Here is a 5,136-nt window from a genome sequence, read left to right on the forward strand (position 1 = left end):
CGTCTGGAAGAACTTCGGACTGGCGATGGTCGGCCACTCTCGAAGCATTTGAAAGGGGAAATCTGCAGAGAACTTGATCGCCTCGAATTGTTGCTCACACAAATCAAGGCTGTTGAAGCCGAGCGAGATGCCTTGATCGTTCAGGAGACGCCGGAAACGCCGAAAGAAGCGACCGCGCTTTTAGGCATCAAAGGAATAGGCCCAGAGTTCGCTACGATACTTTACACGGAAGGCTTGTTCCGACACTTCGACAATCGGCGGCAAATCGCATCCTATGCGGGCCTTGCGCCCTCCCCTTGGCAAAGCGGCAACGTCAATCGCGAATAAGGGGTCTCGAAAGCGGGAAATCCGCAATTGCGGGCAACGATGGTCGAACTCGCCTGGCTATGGCTGCGCCACCAACCGAAATCGACTTTAACGCTATGGTTTAAGGAACGCATCGCGCGGAACGCCGGGCGCTTAAAGACGCCGATGATCGTTGCGCTCGCGCGTAAGCTGCTCGTGGCCCTCTGGAAGTATGTGAGCTCCGGCGGCGTCATCGAAGGTGCAATCATGAAAACCGCCTGAAAGACAAACTGCTGCGAAACACAGTTTCTAGTCCTCAGGGCCTGATCATGATCAGCCCTGACGGATCCAGGTGAACGGACCGGGAATCCTTTTGGCTTTCAACGCCGACCTTGAGTTTGGTCCCGTTCTCCTGAGCCCGTGCCCGTCGAAAGCGGGATAATGGTGCAGCCGCGTGAGAGCGGCGACCGGATGTGAGGTTGTATAGGCCCGAGAACCGGGCCGGCAATTGCTATGGGCTCAGACCGTGCATCCGCCTATGAAGGAGAAATTCGATGCCACTCGAATGAACAATTGACAAAAATCCTGATGTGAAAGGATTGGAACCAACGACCCGGCAGTTTCGCTATTAAGCAAACGGCGGCAGACGTCAATTGAACCTTTGCGAACCAGCATGGTTCAAACATCGTCAAGGTGAACAAGAGGCTAGGTTTTCATGACCGCATTCACCATCCGCGTCCCGGACGAAGTGGCCGATCGGCTGAACCAGATTGCTCAAACGCTCGACCGTTCCCGCTCTTACATGGCGGCACAAGCCATTGAAGATTTCGTGTCACGCGAAGAATGGCAGCTAGCGGAAATTGAAGCCGGAATTGCCGAGGCGGACCGCGGTGAGTTCGCCAGTGACGACGAAGTGGCACGCGTGGTCGGTAAATATGTCAAGACGACATCTCGGTCATGACGCAGAGGCGCATCCGCTGGACCGTGCGAGCGTTGCGGTGGCTTGATGAAATCGGTGCGTACATTGAAAAGGACGACCCGGATGCCGCTGCACGGGTAGTTGCCCGGCTCGTAGCGTCTGTCGATATGTTGGCAGAGCTGCCGACCGCTGGTCGCATCGGTCGCATCACCGGCACGCGCGAAGTTGTATGGTCCGACATTCCCTACATCATCCCTTATCGGGTTCGCCAGCACATCGAGATCATAACCGTGATGCACGCCTCTCAGAAATGGCCGGAAAGGCTGTAAAAGCCACGTGTCTCCTGGGCAGGGCTCCAGCAGCATCAAAACTACAATCGCCCCAACGGACCACCGCGAGACAATTTTAATTCCATTAGATTCAATAGCTTAGTTACGATTTGAGGCGTAGCCTCGATTATGGAACCAATGAACGATTTTGCGGTGGATTTCCGTCAAGCTTCCGCCAAATACCATCAACGCCGTCTATCAGCCGAGTTCAGTTCAGTCGTTGCAGGATCACGGGCAGGATCCCTCCTGCGCGAAGAACATGGATTTCCGCCTTTGTCTCAATGGCTGTGGTCGCACGGAACGTCCATCGCGCTTCGCCGGCCTTTTTCACCTCGACGGATACGCTGCAGCGCGGCGCGATCATGTCCGGCTCAGCAAATACCGTAAGGGTGTCGCCCGCCCGCAATCCAAGTTGCGCTGGATGGAGATCATGCGGGAGGCGCAGCGGCAGGATACCCATTCCGATCAGGTTCCAGCGGTGAATGCGCTCGAAGCTGGAAGCAAGGACCGCCCGCACACCCAGCAACGCCACGCCCTTGGCCGCCCAATCGCGCGACGAACCCATGCCATATCGCTCGCCGGCGACCACCACGACCGACTTTCCTTCGTCTCTGTAGCGCCGGGCCGCATCCCACAGGGACATGATCTTGCCGGAAGGTGCGTGCTCGGTCGAGCCGGGCGGGATGTCGTCACTCAGGAGGTTCCGGACGGTCTTGTTGGTGAAGAGCCCCCGAACCATCACTTCCCAATTGCCGCGACGGGAGGAGAAGACGTTGAGGTCTGCCCGGTTTTCGCCTCTCTCAATGAGATATCGCCCCGCATCGCCATGCACCGGGATCGCGCCAGCCGGCGATATGTGATCCGTTGTCATGTCATCGCCCAGAACCAGGATCGGATGGGCTTCGTAGGTGCCAAGCAGGGCCCCGTTGCCGTAGCCAGCAAACGGCGGGCGCCGGATATAGGTCGATTTTTCGTCCCACGGAAACAACGAGGTCGCCGGCGCCGAAAGCTCCTGCCAGGCACGGCTGGCCTCGGCTGTCTCATAGGCGGGCGCGAAATCTCCGGTGTTCGACGCCATCGAAACGGCTTCATCGATATCTTCTGCGCTCGGCCAAAGCATCGAGAGGGTCACGGGTGCGCCGTCAGAGGAAATACCGATGGGGTCGTTGACGATGTCGATCTCGACAGTGCCGGCCAGAGCGAAGGCGACAACCATCGGAGGAGATGCGAGAAAGCCGGCTTCGAGCTGCGGATGCACTCGTCCCGGAAAGTTGCGGTTGCCTGAAAGCACAGCGACAGGAACGATGTCACGCTCAGCCATTGCTTCCACCATGGGCCTCGCCAGCGGCCCCGAATTCCCGATACAGGTGGTGCAACCGTATCCGACGATGCCGAATCCGACAGCTTCCAGGTCGCCAAGCAGTCCGGCACGCGCCAGATAGCGCTGTGCTGCTGGAGACCCAGGGGCCAGTGATGTTTTCACCCACGGCGGCGGGCGCAGGCCATAGCGATTGGCATTGCGCGCCAGCAGACCCGCAGCGAGCAAAAGCCGCGGGTCGGAGGTGTTTGTACAGCTCGTGATCGCGGCAATCGCCACCGCACCGTCGTTTGGTTCGCCTTCGAGAGGCGTTGACAAGAGAACCTTCCTCAGCCCCCTCATGGCCGCCTTCGTGTCGCTGAGGGCAATTCTGTCTTGCGGGCGGCGCGGACCTGCAAGGCTTGGCTCGACACTGCCAAGGTCGAGTTCCAAGGTTTTGGTATAGCGAGGGTTGGCGTCGGGATCGAACCAGATACCTGCTCGTTTTGCGTAAGCCTCGACGAACTCGGCGTGGTCGTGGGAACGCCCGGTCTGCAGCAGGTAGTCGATCGAGCGGCTGTCGACCGGGAAATAGCAGCTGTTGGCGCCGAATTCCGGTGCCATATTGGCTACGACCGCGCGCTCGCCCGCCGTCAGGTTCGAGACACCAGGGCCATGGAATTCGACGAACTTGTCCTGCAAGTCGATCTGGCGCAACAGCTGCGTCACGACGAGTGCCAGGTCGGTCGCAAGCACGCCGGGCCTTAGCCTACCCGTCAGACGCACGCCGACAATATCGGGCACGCGCAGGGTAACAGGCATGCCGAAGAAGACGCTCTCAGCCTCCAGCCCACCGACACCCCAGGCAAGCACGCCAATCCCACTGATCATCGGCGTATGGCTGTCAGTTCCGATCAATGTGTCCGGCATTGCCCAAAGCCGGCCGTCTCGCCGGCGGCTCGTCGCTATGGTCGCAAGGCGCTCAAGATTGAGCGTGTGCATGATCCCTGTTCCCGGCGGGTGAACCCGAAAGTCGGAAAGGGTATTCGTGGCCCACTTCATGAAACTATAGCGCTCGGCGTTTCGCTCGTATTCCCGTTTCATGTTGTGTTCGAGCGCCTCCGACATGCCGAAGGCGTCCACGGCAATAGAGTGATCGGTGGAGACGTCAACCGGAACGACGGGATTGAGAAGCGCAGGATCACCTCCAGCTTCCGCCAACGCCGAACGCATGCCGGCGATATCGACCAGGGCTGGGCCGCATGTCGTGTCGTGCATCAGGATACGGTTCGGCAGGAATGGTATCTCCACCTCGCTGCTGCCGCTGTTCAACCAGTCGATGATCGCCCGTTTCGAAGCCTGAGCGTCATCACCGCCGGTCCTGAGCACATTCTCCAGCAGGATTCTTTGGATATAGGGGAGCCTGTCCAGGCACTCGCCAGCTTCTCGGCGCAAATCGACAAAGGCATAGTCAGCGCCGTTTGACTGAAGCTGATCGATCAGAACCATCCCGGGAAACTCTCCTGCTGTCGTTTGTTGGACATCCGCCGCGGACATCGTCCGGCTCACATCAAATCCGTGGACTTGCCTGCGATGAAGCCAGACCGCTGGCTGCCGAACGAAAATCCCAGTCCCTGCTCTTCAAGGAATCAACTTGACCTCACTGAACCATTATACTGCATTTTGTATCTTAAAAACCATTATTTGCTGATTGCTCCGCGCGCGCCCAGCAGATGCCGGCGCATCAAGGCGGCCGCCACCTCGTTGTCGCCCTCCTCAAGGCGGTCGAGAATTTCGAGATGCTCGCTGCATGTGACGGCCACGCGAACCGGGCCGTATTGCCAGTTGTAGTTCGACAGGCGTCGCAGTTGGTTTTGGCGCCTCATGGCCTCCTCGATATAACGGTTGCCGGAGGCAGCGCTGATGCCCAGGTGAAATTCCGCGTTCATCTCGAACAAGGTGACGCTGGAGGTTTCGACCCAGGGGGTTTCCATCATGGCTTTGTGCCGGACTTTCATCGAGCTTATCCATTCGGAAGGGAGAGAAAACTCAGGAGAAAGAATCGCAGCAGTCTCGATAAGCAGCCTGAAATTGTAACTTTCCTCCCTGGCGCGCGCATCCCGTACCGGGTCAAAAAACTGCCAGCCATACCCTTTTCTGCGCTGAAGGACGCCAAGGCCTTCCAGCTTGGTGAGTGCTTGCCGTACGGACGTTCGCTCACGCCCGGTCAGTCGCATCAACTCCAGTTCCGCAAACTGCTCAGCCAACAGGCCCTCTCTCCTCAGTCTGGCGATGGCCGACCAGGA

4 protein-coding genes and 1 pseudogene are annotated in these 5,136 nt (G+C 58.6%); 3 read left to right on the forward strand and 2 right to left on the reverse strand.

Translation table 11 applies throughout. The features are described from left to right. From PDO_RS27065 to PDO_RS09820, 3 genes and pseudogenes are all read left to right on the forward strand, one after another. Window positions 1-567 (forward strand): annotated as a pseudogene (locus PDO_RS27065) (transposase); the annotation flags it as partial. A 433-nt stretch (window positions 568-1,000) separates the two neighbouring features. Then, a complete protein-coding gene (locus PDO_RS09815; protein ID WP_007601084.1) occupies window positions 1,001-1,246 on the forward strand; it encodes a CopG family ribbon-helix-helix protein in 246 nt (81 codons plus the stop codon). Next, a complete protein-coding gene (locus PDO_RS09820; RefSeq protein WP_007601087.1) occupies window positions 1,243-1,533 on the forward strand; it encodes a type II toxin-antitoxin system RelE/ParE family toxin in 291 nt (96 codons plus the stop codon). The genes PDO_RS09815 and PDO_RS09820 overlap by 4 nt, the downstream gene beginning before the upstream one ends. A 208-nt stretch (window positions 1,534-1,741) precedes the next feature. Here PDO_RS09820 and acnA read toward each other — a convergent pair whose 3' ends face one another. After that, the gene (gene acnA, locus PDO_RS09825; RefSeq protein WP_007601089.1) at window positions 1,742-4,339 is read right to left on the reverse strand and encodes an aconitate hydratase AcnA; all 2,598 of its coding nucleotides are present in this window, start codon (window positions 4,337-4,339) and stop codon (window positions 1,742-1,744) included. Window positions 4,340-4,530: 191 nt separating this feature from the next. Then, window positions 4,531-5,136 (reverse strand): GntR family transcriptional regulator (locus tag PDO_RS27070; protein ID WP_037073290.1); only part of this gene is annotated, 606 nt, incomplete at its 5' end.

This window comes from Rhizobium sp. PDO1-076, assembly GCF_000247475.1.
Lineage (GTDB): Bacteria > Pseudomonadota > Alphaproteobacteria > Rhizobiales > Rhizobiaceae > Allorhizobium.

Bases quoted from the DNA above. Each gene is read 5' to 3' on its own strand.
- PDO_RS09815 (WP_007601084.1), top strand. From the start codon at position 1,001: ATGACCGCATTCACCATCCGCGTCCCGGACGAAGTGGCCGATCGGCTG.
- PDO_RS09820 (WP_007601087.1), top strand. From the start codon at position 1,243: ATGACGCAGAGGCGCATCCGCTGGACCGTGCGAGCGTTGCGGTGGCTT.
- acnA (WP_007601089.1), bottom strand. From the start codon at position 4,339: ATGGTTCTGATCGATCAGCTTCAGTCAAACGGCGCTGACTATGCCTTT.